Source organism: Mycobacterium gordonae (assembly GCF_001417955.2).
Classification (GTDB): domain Bacteria; phylum Actinomycetota; class Actinomycetes; order Mycobacteriales; family Mycobacteriaceae; genus Mycobacterium; species Mycobacterium gordonae_B.
In genome coordinates, this window is record NZ_LKTM01000359.1 from 17,828 (window position 1) to 31,523 (window position 13,696).

A 13,696-nucleotide genomic window follows, 5' to 3' on the forward strand; every position below is an offset into this window, starting at 1 on the left:
TCTCCATCAATAGGTCCGCGATCAGGAAATTTCACAGCGCGGCCACCGCGAACCGCAGCACGCGCCGATGTCGTCGGGGAGTCTAGCAGGGATCGACGGTCAGCGTTTTTCCCTAGGTCAGCAGCCCGCGGGTGCGCTCGGTGTCCCGGCCGATCTCCTCCACCAGGTCGTCGATCGAGTCGTACTTCTGCTGGCCACGGATGCGGGCGACGAAATCCAGCGCCACATGCTGGCCGTACAGGTCGGCGGTGGTGTCCAGGACAAACGCCTCAACGGTGCGGGTGCGACCGGAGAACGTCGGGTTGGTGCCGACGGACACCGCGGCCTGGTAGCGCTCCCCGGGAATGACGGTGCCGGTCACCGGACCGTGGCCGAGCACGGTGAACCACGCCGCGTACACGCCGTCGGCGGGGATGGCCGAGTACATCGGCGGCGCCACGTTCGCGGTGGGAAAGCCCAGCTCAGCGCCCCGGCCGTAGCCGCGCACGACGACACCCTCGACGCGGTGCGGGCGGCCCAGCGCCTCGGTGGCCGCCAGCACGTCGCCGGCGTCCACGCACGACCGTATGTAGGTGGAGGAGAACGTCACGGTCTCGTTGCTGTGGTGCTCGGACAGCAGCGACATCGCCTCCACCGCGAACCCGAAGCGGTCGCCGGCTTTGCGCAGGGTGTCGACGCTGCCGGCGGCCTTCTTGCCGAAGGTGAAGTTCTCCCCGACCACCACCTCCACCACGTGCAGGTGCTCCACCAGCAGTTCGTGGATGTATCGGTCCGGAGTGAGCTTCATGAAGTCGGTGGTGAACGGCATCACCAGGAACACGTCGATGCCGAGGTCCTCGACGAGTTCGGCGCGGCGGGTCAGGGTGGTCAGCTGCGCCGGGTGACTGCCCGGGTACACCACTTCCATCGGGTGTGGATCGAACGTCATCAGCACCGACGGCACGCCCCGGGCACGACCCGCCTTGACGGCATGCGCGATCAACTCGGCGTGCCCACGGTGCACACCGTCGAAGACCCCTATGGTCAGCACACATCTGCCCCAGTCCGTGGGGATCTCATCCTGACCGCGCCACCGCTGCACGACCGCAAGCCTATCGGGTGACTGGCAGGTCGCACTCAAACCGAGTCTGCGTCCACGCCGGGTGTGCCCGGCGTGTCCGCTCTCGGGCCGCAGACTCGATGCCGTGGGTGCAGGCTCGACGCCCACAGCGCCGGATTAGGCGTGGATTGCCTAAGATTTGAGGTTGTGAGGGCTGACGACGAGCCTGGTGGGCTCACCCCAGTTGCCCAGGACTATTTGAAAGTCATTTGGACGGCCCAGGAGTGGTCTCCTGACGGGGCTCCGCAGAAGGTGAGCACGAAGATGCTCGCCGAGAAGATCGGGGTGTCCGCCAGCACAGCGTCGGAGTCCATCCGCAAGCTGGCCGAGCAGGGGCTGGTCAACCACGAGAAGTACGGCGCCGTGACGTTGACCGAGTCCGGTCGGCGGGCCGCGCTGGGGATGGTGCGCCGGCACCGGCTATTGGAGACATTCCTGGTCAACGAGCTGGGTTACGGCTGGGACGAGGTGCACGACGAGGCCGAGGTGCTTGAGCACGCGGTGTCGGATCGCCTGGTGGCCCGCATCGACGCCAAGCTGGGCTTCCCACGCCGTGACCCGCATGGTGACCCGATCCCGGCCACCGACGGTCAGGTGCCGACGCCGCCGGCGCGCCAGCTGTGGGCGTGCAACGACGGTGATACCGGGAAGGTGGCCCGGATCTCTGACGCCGACCCCGAGATGCTGCGCTATTTCGACAGCGTCGGAATCAACCTGGACTCCCAGCTGCGGGTTCTGACGCGACGCGAGTTCGCCGGCATGATCTCGGTGGCGGTGTCGTCTGGCGACGGTGACGCTGCCACCGTGGAGTTGGGCAGCCCGGCCGCGCGGGCGATCTGGGTGGTGGCCTGATCACGGCGACGTCCTAGCCCGACAACAGCCCCTTGGCGATGTGCGTCACCTGGACCTCATTGCTGCCGGCGTAGATCATCAGCGACTTCGCGTCGCGCGCAAGCTGTTCCACCCGGTACTCCGCCATATAGCCGTTGCCGCCGAACAACTGCACGGCGTCCATCGCGACCTCGGTGGCGGCCTCGGAGCTGTAGAGCTTGATCGCCGACGCCTCGGCCAGCGTCAGCGGCTTGCCGGCCTGCTGGCGCTCGATGGTGTGAAACACCATGTTCTGCACGTTCATTCGGGCGATCTCCATCTTCGCCAGCTTGAGCTGGATCAACTGGAACTGCCCGATGTTCTTGCCCCACAACGTGCGACTCTTCGCGTAGTCCACGCACAGGCGGTGACATTCGTTGATGATGCCCAGCGCCATCATCGCGATTCCGATCCGTTCGGCGGCGAAATTGGCGCGGGCGCTGTCCCGGCCGTCACCGTCGCTGGGCTGTTCAGTCTCGCCCAGCAGCCGGTCGGGACCCAGGCGCACGTTGTCGAAGAACAACTCGCCCGTCGGCGAGGACATCATGCCCATCTTCTTGAAGGGCTTGCCCTGGGTGAGGCCGGGCATGCCCGAATCGAGCACGAACACCAGCACCGGACGGTTGCGTTTGTCCTGGGCTGAACCGTCATCCAGCTTGGCGTAGACCACCAGGACGTCGGCGTACGGTCCATTCGTGATGAATGTCTTCTGACCGTTGAGGATGTAGTCCTGACCGTCGCGCCGGACGTAGGTCTTCATGCCGCCGAACGCATCCGAGCCGGAGTCGGGTTCGGTGATGGCCCACGCGGCGATCTTGTTGAGCGTCATCAGGTCGGGCAGCCACCGTTCCTTCTGCGCCAGGGTGCCGCGGCTCATGATGGTCGCCGCACCCAGGCCCAGGCTGACCGAAGCGGTGCTCAGCAGTCCGATGCTGACCCGCGCTATTTCGGACACCACCACCGCCATCATCGACGGCTGAACGCCCATGCCGTCGGAATCGCCTGCCCCATCCCGCTTTTCGGCGACTCCGGTGCGCTCACGGTCGAGCATCTTCTTCACCGATTCCGCGGCCAGCACGTCCAGGCCGAACTGGCTGAACAACTTGCGCGCGATCGGGTACGGCGGCATTTCGCCGGTTTCCAGGGCGTCCAGGTTGGGCCGGATCTCTTTATCGACGAACTGACGGACGGTGTCGCGCACCATCAGATCGGTTTCGGACCAGTCGATCACGATCAGCGCTCGGCGCGCTGGTACGCGGTGACGACGGCGGCGCCGCCCAGGCCGATGTTGTGTTGCAGCGCGGCCGTGACGTTATCCACCTGCCGCTTGTCGGCGGTTCCCCGCAGTTGCCAGGTGAGCTCGGAGCACTGCGCCAGGCCGGTCGCGCCGAGCGGGTGGCCCTTGGAGATCAGCCCGCCCGACGGGTTCACCACCCAGCGCCCGCCGTAGGTGGTCTGGTTGTCGTCGATCAGCTTGGGCGCCTCGCCCTCGCCGCACAGGCCCAGCGCCTCGTACAGCAACAGTTCGTTCGCCGAGAAGCAGTCGTGCAGTTCGATGACCTGGAAGTCGTCGGGACCCAGCCCGGACTGCTGGTAAACCTGTTGCGCGGCTTGGACATTCATGTCGTAGCCGATGATGTTACGGGCACTGCCGTCGAAGGTGGAGGCGAAGTCGGTGGTCATCGACTGCCCGACGATCTCCACGGCCTGTCCGGCGAGGCCGTGCTTGGCGACGTAGTCCTCGCTGGCCAGCACCACCGCGGCCGAGCCGTCGGAGGTGGGCGAGCACTGCAGTTTGGTGAGCGGGTCGGAGATCATCTTCGCGGCCAGGATGTCCTCGAGGGTGTACTCGTCCTGGAACTGGGCGTACGGGTTGTTCACCGAGTGCTTGTGGTTCTTGAAGCCGATCTTGGCGAAATGCTCGGCGGTGGTGCCATATTTCTTCATGTGTTCGCGGCCGGCCGCGCCGAACATCCACGGCGCCACCGGAAATGCGAACTCGTCGATCTCGGCCAACGCCTTGACGTGCCGGCCCAGCGGCGACTCGCGGTCGTTGGCGCCGACCTGCAGGGCTCCGGGCTGCATCTTCTCGAAGCCGAGCGCCAGTACGCAGTCGGCCAGTCCGCCCCGGACAGCCTGCGCGCCCAGGTACAGCGCGGTGGATCCCGTCGAGCAGTTGTTGTTGACGTTGACGATCGGGATGCCCGTCATCCCGAGTTCGTAGAGGGCCCGCTGGCCGCAGGTGGAGTCGCCGGCCACGTAGCCGACGTAGCCGTGTTCGATCTCGGTGTAGTCGATACCGGCGTCCTGCAGGGCCTTGGTGCCGGACTCGTTGGCCATCTGCGGGTAGTCCCAGCCTTCGCGGCGGCCGGGCTTTTCGAATTTCGTCATGCCTACGCCGACGACGAAAACCTTGTTGGAACCGTACTTGGACATGTTGCCCCTTCCGAACCATCAGAATCGGCCTATCAGCCCTGAGAGCCCTGATCCGCAGACCGGCTGGAGACCTGGGATCAGTGTGCAACTTGGCCGTGTACCGAGAACGACCGGGTCGTACTCAGATTTGCGGCCTGGCTCCCAACACATCGTTGAAGAGAGCCTTGCGCAGGCCAAACTCTCGTGGATCGACGGGTTGGACACCCATCTTGTTCATCACATAGGCGTATCCGATCCCCGTGTCAGGATCGGCGAACCCGAATGAGCCGCCGAGTCCCGGCGTGCCAAACGCCTTGTCTGACGAGCCAAAGACGGTGATCTCGGGGATGGGCCGACAAAACCCCAGCGAATATGAGATGTCGACATGTAACACCTTGTCGCGCAACCCGTGCGTCGGCGATATCGCCGGCTTTTCCAGTGCATCCCGGGCGCTCGGAGTCAATCCGATTTCAGAACCGCCGGTGGCGGCACTGCCGTAGAGCTTCGCGATCGACCGTGCGTCGCCGGTGCCGTTAGCGGATGGTATTTCGATTGCTCGAATTTCCTCGCGGTTGAAGTGTGCGGGGTCCGCGCCACTGATCCCTTTGGCGACCATGCAGGACCGTACGGTCAGGCCGAACGGATTGAACGACGTCACGGCCATGGCTGGTGGCAGATGCAGCAGCAGCCTGGATCGCGAAAAGGGATGCACGTGCGCCACACGGCCCCGATCGACCGAGGTCGGCAACCCGATGTGGAAATCCAAGCCCAGCGGCGCGGCGATCTCCTCGGCGAAGAACCGGCCGAGCGTGCGCCCCGCGGGGTCGACTCGGCGAATCAGTTCACCTTGATACCAGCCGAGCGTTATGCCGTGGTAGCCATGCCGTGTTCCCGGTTTCCACGCGGGGGCTTGCGCCGCGAGCTTGTCCGACATCCTCGCCGGCTCGGCCACGTCGTCTAGCGTCAACAGCGGCCTGATCGCGGATAGTCCGGCTTGATGTGCCAGCAATTGCCGCACCGTGATCGCATCCTTGCCGGCTTGCGCGAACTCCGGCCAGTAGTCGGCCACTCTGGCGTCATACGAAAGAGGTCCTCGGGAGGCGGCGACCGCAATGGCCAGCGAGGCAACGCCTTTCGTGGTGGAGAACACGTTGACAAGGGTGTCTTCCCGCCATAGCGCCCGGGTGTTCCCGTTGCGGAATCCGCCCCACAGGTCAACGACCTTTCGGCCATCGCGGTAAACGGCGAAAGCGGCGCCGACCTCCTGGCCGCTGCTCAGGTTGCGCCGGAAGGCGTCGGCTACCTTTCCGTAGCCTTCATCGACGTCGCCACTCATGAGACCGGACGAGACGTTCACCTTTGGGACCATCTGTTGCTCCGTCGTCGCAGCTACCCGTCTGGCCGTGATGGTATCGCTGCCAACAGCGGTGGCATACCTGAATGAGGTTCCGAGTTTGGCCGGGCGGCGTCGGAGGCGACTCCTACGCATTCCGTCTCGGGCTACAACGTCGAGGGGCGGATTACCACCACCGACTTCGTGCGGCGTCCCTCGTCGCGCAATAAAGCGATCACCCGGCCGTCGGCCGCGGTGGCCGCGTACACGCCCTCGAGACCGGCAGGAGTCAGCGGCCGGCCATTGGCCGCGGCCTCGGTTTCCTCGGTGGTCAGCTCACGGCGCGCGAACATGAGCAGGCATGCCTCGTCCAGGCTCAGCGACAGACGCGGGTCCTCGGCCAGGTCATCCAACGTCACGGCGTGGCTCAGGTCGAAGCGCCCGACCCGGGTCCGGCGCAGCGCTGTCAAATGACCGCCGACTCCCAGCGCAGCGCCGAGATCGCGGGCGAGTGCGCGGATGTAGGTGCCAGACGAGCAGTCGACCTCCACATCGAGGTCGATCAGGTCCTCCACCCGTCGCGTCGCCAGCACCTCGAACCGGTCGATGCGCACCGGCCGGGCCTGCAGTTCGACGGCCTGACCTTCGCGGGCCAGCTGATACGCGCGCCGGCCGGCGACTTTGATCGCGCTGACCGCCGACGGCACCTGCTCGATGTCGCCGCGCAGTCCGTCCAGCGCGGCCCCGATCTCCTGATCGGTGACGTGTGCGGCCGAAACAGACTGCAGCAGTTCACCTTCGGCGTCGTCGGTGGAGGTGCACTGGCCCAGCCGGATGGTGGCCGCGTAGGACTTGGACGTCGCGGTCAACAGACCGAGGATCTTGGTGGCGCGCTCGATGCCGAGCACCAGCACGCCGGTCGCCATCGGGTCCAGCGTTCCGGCGTGACCGACCCGGCGGGTGGCGAAGATCCGCCGGCATCGCCCGACCACGTCGTGACTGGTCATCCCGGCGGGTTTGTCGACGACGACGAGCCCGGCGCCGGTCATAACACGATCGCGGTGAGCACCAGCCCGCGCTCGACCGACCAGCGCCCGGTCAGCGACGTCAACGGCGGACCCGAAAGCGCGGCCGGGTCGATCAGGATGCGGGAGACGAACCGCCCCGCTGCCGGCGAATCAGCCGTGAACGTGATGTGCGCGTCCTCGAAACCCAGCCAGCGCTTCGTCAGCGGAAACCATGCCTTGTACGTTGCTTCCTTGGCGCAGAACAGGATTCGGTCCCAATGCAGCCCGGACGGCAGCGCCGCGGGGATTTCGGTGCGCTCGGCCGGCAGGCTGATCGCGTCCAGCACGCCGTTCGGGAGCACATCGTGAGGTTCGGCGTCGATACCCACCGAGCGCACCGGCCCGTCGCGGCCCACCACCGCGCCCCGGTAACCGGTGCAGTGGGTGAGACTGCCGACGACGCCGTCGGGCCAGCACGGCTCGCCCTTGTCGCCCTTGAGGATCGGCACCGGCGACACGCCGATCTCGCCGAGCGCGACGCGGGCGCAGTGCCGCACGGTGATGAACTCGTTGCGGCGCTTGGCCACCGACCTGGCGATCAGCGGCTCCTCCTCGGGCAGCGGTGCCAGGTCCGGCGGGTCCGAATACAGCTCGGCGTGACCCAGCTCGTCGACCAGGGTGCCGGGCAGCAGCGACGACACCAGCGTGCGTGCGGTCACCGGGACTGCCGCTGCCGCAGGCGTTCCTGAAACTGGGCGTGCTGCGCCCGCATCTCAGGGGTGATGGTGAAGTGCCCGCCGAAGTCGTTGAGGTAGCCGGGCGCGTACTGCGGGTCGGGCAGCACCTGACGCAGCCAGCTGTGCGGCTTGCGCCGGCGCCACTCGCGGGGGTAGCCCACGGACACCTCTTCGAACCGCACGTCGTCGTACCAGGTGGTCCGCGGAATGTGCAGGTGCCCGTAGACCGAGCAGATCGCGTTGTAACGGGTATGCCAGTCGGCGGTCTTGGTGGTGCCGCACCACAGCGCGAACTCCGGGTAGAACAGCGCGTCGCAGGGGTCACGCACCAGCGGGAAGTGGTTGACCAGCACGGTCGGCTGCATCCAGTCGAGCTGTTCGAGGCGGGCTTTCGTCTTGGCGACCCGGTCGCGGCACCAGGCGTCGCGGGTGGCGTACGGCTCGCAGGACAGCAGAAACTCGTCGGTGCACACCACGCTGCGTTCCTTGGCGATGGCCAGGCCTTCGGCCTTGGTGGCGGCGCCGTTCGGCAGGAACGAGTAGTCGTACAGCAGGAACATCGGCACGATGGTGGCCGGGCCGCCCCGTTCGGTCCACACCGGGAACGGGTGCTCGGGGGTGACGACGCCCATCTCGTCGCACATGTTGACCAGGTAGTCGTAGCGGGAGCGGCCGAAGATCTGCAGCGGATCCTTGTTGGTGGTCCACAGTTCGTGGTTGCCCGGCACCCAGATCACCTTCGCGAACCGTCGCCGCAGCAGATCCAGCGCCCAGCGGATCTCGTCGGTACGTTCGGCGACGTCGCCGCAGACGATCAGCCAGTCGTCCGGCGACGACGGGTGCAGCGACTCGGTCACGGGCTTATTTCCCAGGTGACCGGTGTGCAGATCCGAGACAGCCCACAGCGTCGGCTGTCCTCCGCCCGCCTGCTCATGTCCCGCCACGACTAACCACCCTAGCGATCCGCAGTGGATTGCCTCGTTTCGCTTACGGCCGCGCAGAAGCGACTTGTACACTCCCGGCAAGAGGATCGCCGGGAGCAGGGGGTGTCGTGTTCGCCAAGGTGCGTCTGGCCGCAGCGTTGAGTGCGCTGGTCACAGCGGTGATCGTCGGTTTCCAATACGCTCCCCCGGTTCCTACGGCGCGCGGGCCGGTCGAGTTGCGGTCGACCGCCCAGCCGATGGAAACCACCATGAAGAGCCCGATCGTGGCGACGTCCGACCCGAGCCCGTTCGATCCGTGCACGCAGATTCCGTTCGACGCGGTGCAGCGCCTCGGCCTGGCTTTCTCGCCTCCTGAGCCGCAGGAAGGCCTGCGCTGCCAGTTCGACGCCGGCAACTACCAGGTGGCCGTGGAACCGATCGTCTGGCGGACTTACGCCCAGACGCTGCCCGCCGACGCGGTCGAAACCACCATCCAGGGCCACCGCGCCGCCCAGTACTGGACCTTGAAGCCGACCTACCACAACAGCTTCTGGTACATCTCCTGCATGGTGACGTTCAAGACCAGCTACGGCGTCATCCAGCAGTCACTGTTCTACTCGACCGTCTACTCCGAGCCCGACGTCGACTGCCCGTCCACCAACCTGCAGCGGGCCAACGACCTCGCTCCGTTCTACAAGTTCTGATCCTGCCTACTCTGGCTGTGTGAGCATCACATCCCCTCGGCGTGAGCAACTCAAGCAGCGGAACCTGAACGGCGGTATCGGTCGCAGGGCCGCCCTGGGCGCGATCGGCGTGGCGTTCGGCCTGCCCCGAGCCACTACGCGTTACACCGTGAACCACGTCGAGATCCCGATGCGCGACGGCGTCCATCTGCGAGCCGATCACTACGAACCCCGGACGTCCAGCCCATCCGGCACGTTGCTGGTGCGGGGGCCGTACGGGCGCAAGCTGCCCTTCTCCCTGGCCTTCGCCAAGTTGTATGCCGCCCGCGGGTATCACGTGGTGCTGCAGAGCGTTCGGGGCACGTTCGGGTCGGCCGGCGAGTTCGAACCCATGGTCAATGAGGCCGACGACGGTGCCGACACGGTGCAATGGCTGCGTGAGCAACCGTGGTTCACCGGCCGCTTCGCCACCATCGGCCTGTCCTACCTCGGTTTCACGCAGTGGGCGCTGCTCAACGATCCGCCGCCGGAGCTCGCGGCCGCGGTGATCGCGGCGGGCCCGCACGACTTCCGCGAATCAACTTGGGGCACCGGCACATTCGCGAACGACTTCCTGGGCTGGAGCGAGATGGTGAGCCGCCAGGAGGATCCCCGTCGCGTCCGGCGCGGCATTCGTCACCTACGGGCGCCGCGGAAAGTGGTGCGAGCCGCCGCGGCGGTACCGTTCGGGGCGGCCGCGCGCGACCTGCTCGGCTCGGGTGCGCCCTGGTTCGAGACGTGGGCCGAAAAGCCCGAACCGGGCGACCCGTTCTGGGAGCGATTGCGATTTCCGGACGCGCTGGACCGGGCCGAGGTTCCCGTGTTGCTGCTCGGCGGCTGGCAGGACCTGTTCGTCGGACAGACGGTGCAGCAGTACCGCCACCTTGCCCAGCGCGGAGTGAACGTCGCGATGACCATCGGTCCCTGGACGCACGTCCAGATGATCACCAAAGGCCTGGCTCTCTCGACCCGCGAAACGCTGGATTGGCTGGACTTCCATCTCGGCGACGCGCCCGCCCTGGACCGACCGAGCCCGGTGCACGTATTCGTCACCGGCCAGGGCTGGCGCCACCTGCCCGAATGGCCGCCCGCCACCGCCGAGCACGCGCTCTACCTGCAGCCCTACGGCCATCTGGGCGACACCCCGCCGGAGACCAAGACCCGTCCGGCGAACTTCCACTACGACCCCGCCGACCCGACCCCGACGACCGGCGGTCCGCTGCTGTCGGCGAAGGGCGGCTACCGCGACGACACCGAGCTCGCCCAGCGCGACGATGTGCTCAGCTTCACCGGGGCCACCCTCACCGAGGACCTGTTCGTGTACGGCAGCCCGGTCCTGGAACTGGCGCACAGCTCCGACAACCCGCACGTCGACCTGTTCGTCAGGGTCAGCGAGGTGGACGTCAAGGGCCGCTCCCGCAATGTGAGCGACGGGTACCGCCGGCTCGGCGACGGGTCGCGAAGCATCCGGATCGAACTCGACCCGATCGCGCACCGGTTCGCGGCCGGGTCGCGTATTCGGATTCTGATCTCCGGGAGCTGGTTCCCGCGCTACGCCCGCAACCTCGGCACCGGCGAGCCGGTGCTGACCGGACGCCAGCTCAGGCCGGCGACGCATTCGGTGCACTTCGGTGGGTCCCGGTTGTTGCTGCCCGCACGGTCAGGTGACAGCGGCGCGGACCCTGGCGGCGATCTCGGCTAACTCGGCATCGGCGTGCACGGGCGACGCCAGCCGCGGTGCGGTGGGCAGTTGCACCCAGCTGGTACAGCCGGCGTAATCAGGGGTTCGGGTCAGCCGCACCGGTTCGACGAGTGGTATCGCCGAGACGACCAGCACGGCGAGCTGATGTTTGGGACGGAAGTCGAGGCGGTCGGCACGCACCGACTCGGCGGTCCAGATGTGCAGGTCTTCGATCTCGGGTAACCGCTCTGGATGGTGAACGGCATATGCGGCAACGACTTTCGCCGCAGCCCGTACCGTCACCTGGTCCTCGGTGCTGTCACCGGCCGCGGCTGCGAGCAGCTCCTGGTGCTCGGGGCGGACGCGCTGGGCGTGGCTGTGCGCCACCGTCGGAAACAGCAGGAAATCGCTCGCGGCCACCTCGAAACGCTTCTCGCCGATGCCGCCCTTGCGCAGCAGGACGGTCTGGCGCCCGTCGAGCAGTGCCCACACCGCGGCGCTCCACTGTTTGAGCGCCGTCGTCTGAGCGCCTGTCATCCTCGTCTCGCCAGCCGGGCCGCTACTTCGGGCCGGCGCAGCGGCGGGACGGTCTTGGGCGGCTGGCGCCGGGCCGGTAGCGCGTCGAGCAGCCTGGCGGTGGATGCGGTCACCTCGGCCACCGCGGCTTCGAACGCCTCGGCATTGGCCGCGGACGGGTGGGTGATCCCGCTGACCTTGCGCACATACTGGCGGGCCGCGGCCGCGATCTCCTGGGCCGTGGCGGGCGGCTCCAGGCCGCGCAGTTCGGTGATGTTGCGGCACATGGTCTCCACGATAAGCGCGGGATCGGCTTGGCTACGGTGATAGCCATGACCGACGAGATCCTGCTGATCGACACCGACGAGCGGGTGCGCACTCTGACGCTGAACCGTCCGCAGTCCCGCAACGCGCTCTCCGCCGCGCTGCGCGACCAGTTCTTCGGTGCCCTGGCCGACGCCGAGACCGACGACGGCGTCGACGTCATCATCGTGACCGGCGCCGATCCGGTGTTCTGCGCCGGGCTCGACCTCAAGGAACTGGGCGGGCAGACGGCGCTCCCGGACATCTCTCCCCGGTGGCCGGCGCTGACCAAGCCGGTGATCGGCGCCATCAACGGCGCCGCGGTCACCGGCGGGCTCGAGCTCGCCCTTTACTGCGACATCCTGATCGCCTCCGAGCAGGCCCGCTTCGCCGACACGCACGCCCGGGTCGGGCTGCTGCCCACCTGGGGCCTGAGCGTGCGGCTGCCGCAGAAGGTGGGCGTCGGCCTGGCCCGCCGGATGAGCATGACCGGCGACTACCTCTCGGCCGCCGACGCGCTGCGCGCCGGGCTGGTCACCGAGGTGGTACCGCACGACCAACTGCTGCCCGCCGCGCGGGGTGTCGCCGCCTCCATCGTCGGCAACAACCAAGATGCGGTGCGGGCTCTGCTGGCGTCCTACCACCACATCGACGACGCCCAGATCGGCGGCGGTCTGTGGCTGGAAGCCGCTGCGGCACGGCAGTTCCGCACCAGCGGCGATGACATTGCTGCCAACCGTGAGGCCGTCCTGCAGCGCGGTCGTTCGCAAGTGCGTTGACCACCTGGTGACACAGCAGCCGATTCCGTGGCGTCGTTCGACCGCGGACGTCGTTATCACCGTCGTTCTGTTCATCGCACAGTTCGTGGCCAGCGGACTGGCTGTCGTCGGTGCGCTGGGACCGGCGGTGTGGCTGCTACTGCCCGGGTGCAGTGACAACTGCGACAGCGCAGGCGTCGAGCACTTCTACTCCCAGACCGGCTTCGGTGTCGCCGTGGTAGCGGGTGGCATTGTCATCGCGTTGCTGCTGGCCGCGACCGGCTCGGTGATTGCTGGGATCCGGCACTCGGTGATGTGCATCTGGCCCGCCGCCGGCTTGACCGTGGTAGCCGTCAGTTTCGTTGTCGCGGTGTCTCTCTGGCTGGATGCCGTACCCAGTTCCCCGCATCGCTGAATTCAGCTCGAGCACTCCGGAGAGCGTTCGCTCGGCCGGCGGTTCTCGTCGACCCTGCGCACTCCAAGATACCATCTAATTCATTAACGTATTATATCTGTTGACGCATCAGATTTGCTGTCGTATCTTTTAAGAGCGCCGGCCGGTAGACGGCGCCCCCTTCCTTCCCCGTTGCGCGGGTCGTCGCAGTCCGACGACTCCAGAAAGGCACTGTCATGTCATTCGTCACCACCTCACCGGAATGGATCTCGGCAGCGGCGTCGGATCTGGCGCGCATCGGATCGACGATCAGCGAGGCCAACATCGCCGCCGCCTTGCCCACCACCTCAGTGCTACCGGCGGCCGAAGACGAGATCTCGGCCGCGATCGCCGCGTTGTTCGGCAATCACGCGCAGCACTATCAGGCGATCAGCGAGCAGGCCGCGAACTTCCACAGCACTTTCGTGCAGCTGATGAATGCCGGAGCCGGGTCCTACGCCAGCGCCGAGGCGGTCAACGCGTCGCCGCTGCAAGCCATCGAGCAGAGCGTGCTGGGCGCGGTGAACGCGCCCACGCAAGTACTCCTGGGCCGCCCCCTGATCGGCGACGGCGCCAACGGGGTTGCGGGCACCGGTCAGGCCGGTGGAGCCGGCGGGATTCTGTGGGGCAACGGCGGGACCGGTGGTTCGGGTGCGGCCGGCCAGAACGGTGGCGCCGGCGGGGCGGCCGGACTGATCGGCAACGGCGGAGCCGGCGGTGCCGGCGGGGCGGGCGGCGCCGGTGGAACCGGCGGCACCGGTGGTTGGCTCTGGGGCAACGGCGGAACAGGCGGCTCGGGCGTCGCCGGTGGCGCAGGCGGCGCCGCCACGCTGTTCGGTTCGGGCGGCGCGGGTGGCGTCGGCGGGTCCGGCGGCACCGGCGGGACCGGCGGCTGGTTG

The 13,696-nt window shown here is 67.3% G+C and carries 15 protein-coding genes; 6 read left to right on the forward strand and 9 right to left on the reverse strand.

Features of this window, described 5'->3' with window-relative positions; all coding sequences use genetic code 11:
- Nucleotides 1-112: 112 nt before the first annotated feature.
- Nucleotides 113-1,081, reverse strand: a complete 969-nt coding sequence (locus AO501_RS28365; protein ID WP_055580899.1) for a bifunctional riboflavin kinase/FAD synthetase — start codon at nucleotides 1,079-1,081, stop codon at nucleotides 113-115.
- Between the two features lie 165 nt (nucleotides 1,082-1,246).
- On the opposite strand from AO501_RS28365, the gene mntR reads away from it, so the two are divergent.
- The gene (gene mntR / locus AO501_RS28370; protein WP_055580900.1) at nucleotides 1,247-1,951 is read left to right on the forward strand and encodes a manganese-binding transcriptional regulator MntR; all 705 of its coding nucleotides are present in this window, start codon (nucleotides 1,247-1,249) and stop codon (nucleotides 1,949-1,951) included.
- Between the two features lie 13 nt (nucleotides 1,952-1,964).
- On the opposite strand, the gene AO501_RS28375 is transcribed toward mntR, so the two are convergent.
- The 6 genes from AO501_RS28375 to AO501_RS28400 all read right to left on the reverse strand — a co-directional run bounded on the left by AO501_RS28375 (nucleotide 1,965) and on the right by AO501_RS28400 (nucleotide 8,405).
- Nucleotides 1,965-3,200 carry an acyl-CoA dehydrogenase family protein gene (locus tag AO501_RS28375; protein ID WP_055580901.1) on the reverse strand — a complete coding sequence of 412 codons (1,236 nt, stop codon included), beginning with the start codon at nucleotides 3,198-3,200 and terminating at the stop codon, nucleotides 1,965-1,967.
- 2 nt (nucleotides 3,201-3,202) lie between these two features.
- Nucleotides 3,203-4,405 (reverse strand): lipid-transfer protein, encoded by a 1,203-nt coding sequence (locus tag AO501_RS28380; RefSeq protein ID WP_055580902.1) that lies wholly within the window; start codon nucleotides 4,403-4,405, stop codon nucleotides 3,203-3,205.
- Nucleotides 4,406-4,526: 121 nt separating this feature from the next.
- Nucleotides 4,527-5,753: a serine hydrolase domain-containing protein gene (locus AO501_RS28385; RefSeq protein WP_055580903.1), complete on the reverse strand. Its 1,227-nt coding sequence runs from the start codon at nucleotides 5,751-5,753 to the stop codon at nucleotides 4,527-4,529.
- 131 nt (nucleotides 5,754-5,884) lie between these two features.
- Complete coding sequence (gene truB, locus AO501_RS28390) at nucleotides 5,885-6,766, reverse strand: tRNA pseudouridine(55) synthase TruB (RefSeq protein ID WP_055580904.1); 882 nt, start codon at nucleotides 6,764-6,766, stop codon at nucleotides 5,885-5,887.
- Complete coding sequence (locus AO501_RS28395; RefSeq protein ID WP_055580905.1) at nucleotides 6,763-7,443, reverse strand: 4'-phosphopantetheinyl transferase family protein; 681 nt, start codon at nucleotides 7,441-7,443, stop codon at nucleotides 6,763-6,765. Before AO501_RS28395 ends, truB begins: the two co-directional genes overlap by 4 nt.
- Nucleotides 7,440-8,405, reverse strand: coding sequence for a metallophosphoesterase family protein (locus AO501_RS28400; protein WP_055580906.1), 966 nt, complete (start codon nucleotides 8,403-8,405; stop codon nucleotides 7,440-7,442). Before AO501_RS28400 ends, AO501_RS28395 begins: the two co-directional genes overlap by 4 nt.
- A 107-nt stretch (nucleotides 8,406-8,512) precedes the next feature.
- Here AO501_RS28400 and AO501_RS28405 point away from each other — a divergent pair, with 107 nt between their 5' ends.
- Together AO501_RS28405 and AO501_RS28410 are read left to right on the forward strand one after the other, a co-directional pair.
- A complete protein-coding gene (locus AO501_RS28405) occupies nucleotides 8,513-9,088 on the forward strand; it encodes a DUF3558 domain-containing protein (protein WP_055580907.1) in 576 nt (191 codons plus the stop codon).
- Between the two features lie 19 nt (nucleotides 9,089-9,107).
- Nucleotides 9,108-10,808, forward strand: a complete 1,701-nt coding sequence (locus tag AO501_RS28410) for a CocE/NonD family hydrolase (protein WP_055580908.1) — start codon at nucleotides 9,108-9,110, stop codon at nucleotides 10,806-10,808.
- On the opposite strand, the gene AO501_RS28415 is transcribed toward AO501_RS28410, so the two are convergent.
- Complete coding sequence (locus tag AO501_RS28415) at nucleotides 10,767-11,324, reverse strand: DUF1802 family protein (RefSeq protein ID WP_055580909.1); 558 nt, start codon at nucleotides 11,322-11,324, stop codon at nucleotides 10,767-10,769. The genes AO501_RS28410 and AO501_RS28415 overlap by 42 nt on opposite strands.
- Complete coding sequence (locus AO501_RS28420) at nucleotides 11,321-11,590, reverse strand: DUF2277 domain-containing protein (protein WP_055580916.1); 270 nt, start codon at nucleotides 11,588-11,590, stop codon at nucleotides 11,321-11,323. Before AO501_RS28420 ends, AO501_RS28415 begins: the two co-directional genes overlap by 4 nt.
- A 45-nt stretch (nucleotides 11,591-11,635) precedes the next feature.
- Here AO501_RS28420 and AO501_RS28425 point away from each other — a divergent pair, with 45 nt between their 5' ends.
- The 3 genes from AO501_RS28425 to AO501_RS28435 form a co-directional block, all read left to right on the forward strand.
- Nucleotides 11,636-12,385, forward strand: a complete 750-nt coding sequence (locus tag AO501_RS28425) for an enoyl-CoA hydratase (protein WP_055580910.1) — start codon at nucleotides 11,636-11,638, stop codon at nucleotides 12,383-12,385.
- Between the two features lie 7 nt (nucleotides 12,386-12,392).
- Nucleotides 12,393-12,779, forward strand: coding sequence for a hypothetical protein (locus AO501_RS28430; protein WP_055580911.1), 387 nt, complete (start codon nucleotides 12,393-12,395; stop codon nucleotides 12,777-12,779).
- Nucleotides 12,780-12,994: 215 nt separating this feature from the next.
- Nucleotides 12,995-13,696: PE family protein (locus AO501_RS28435; RefSeq protein WP_156452835.1), on the forward strand; the 702-nt coding region annotated here is incomplete at its 3' end.